At 58.7% G+C, this 1,260-nt stretch carries 1 protein-coding gene and 1 pseudogene; both read right to left on the bottom strand.

Going from position 1 to position 1,260, the window contains the following annotated elements:
* On the bottom strand, positions 1-926 hold a 926-nt coding region (locus ACXRVY_RS29865), incomplete at its 3' end, for an ABC transporter ATP-binding protein (protein ID WP_458239054.1).
* Positions 926-1,260: pseudogene (locus ACXRVY_RS29860) on the bottom strand (ABC transporter ATP-binding protein); the annotation flags it as partial. The pseudogene ACXRVY_RS29860 and the gene ACXRVY_RS29865, both read right to left, overlap by 1 nt.

Here is a 1,260-nt window from a genome sequence, read left to right as displayed (position 1 = left end):
TGTACGACCTGTGCCCGCAACGCGTCATCGAACGCTTCGTCCCACACATGGACGAACTCCGGACGAATGCCGACCTTCAGGGTTTTCCACTCCGATTCAGCAATACGCTGCTGCATCGCCTCGGACAGCGGCAAGTGCGTCGAGGCGAAACCGACACCACCCGGTTGCGGCTGCACGTCGATCAGGTTCATCCCCGGACTGCCAATGAAGTAGCCGACAAAGGTGTGGCTCGGGCGCTCGAACAATTCCCTTGGCGTGCCGAACTGCACGATCTGCCCGCCGTACATCACCGCAATCTTGTCGGCGAAGGTCGAGGCCTCCAGCTGATCGTGGGTGACGTAGACCATGGTGATGTTGAACTGCTCGTGAATCTGCTTGAGCTTGCGCCGCAGTTTCCACTTCAGGTGCGGGTCGATCACCGTCAGCGGCTCGTCGAACAGGATCGCCGACACGTCATCGCGCACCAGCCCGCGGCCCATGGAGACTTTCTGTTTTTCGTCGGCGGTGAGGTTGCGAGCTTTCTTGTACAGCAGTGCCTGGAGGTCGAGGACTTCAGCGATTTCCTGCACTTTGCTGTAAATTTTCGCTTCGACCATGCCCTGATTGCGCAACGGAAAGGCCAGATTATCGAACACCGTCATGGTGTCGTAGACCACCGGGAACTGGAAAACCTGGGCGATGTTGCGCTTCTCGGGAGTCAGATCATTGACCGCTTTGCCGTCGAACAGCACATGCCCTTGAGACGGGCTGAGCAACCCGGAAATGATGTTGAGCAAGGTCGACTTGCCGCACCCCGAAGGCCCGAGCAGCGCATAAGCACCGCCCTGCTCCCAGATGTGATCCATTTCACGGATCGCGTAGTCCTCAGGTCCCACCGGGGTTTTGGAGTAGCTGTGGGCGAGGTTCTGCAAACGGATTTCGGCCATCAGGCAACCCTCGCAATGCGGCGACCAGGCGCCTGAACCAGCCGCCCCTGCATATCGAACACAAACAGTTTATGGGTCGGGATATAGATGCGAATCGGCGCATCGACGTCGTATTCGTGAACACCCGGCAAGTGCAGCACCAGCAGGAAATACTCGTTGCGCACGTGCAGGAAGGTTTCCGAACCGCTGATCTCGGCCACCTCGACGGTCACTGCCAGCTCAAGGTCATCGTCGTTGCTTGGCACCAGCGAAATATGGCTGGGGCGCACGCCAAAACGGAACTCGCCCTCGCCTACCGGCCGCAGATCGACGTTTAACGGAAAGTGCACGAAAT

It is taken from the genome of Pseudomonas sp. P5_A2_2, assembly GCF_054177685.1.
Note: the sequence above shows the minus strand (reverse complement) of the source record. Positions and strands in the feature narration are given on the sequence as shown.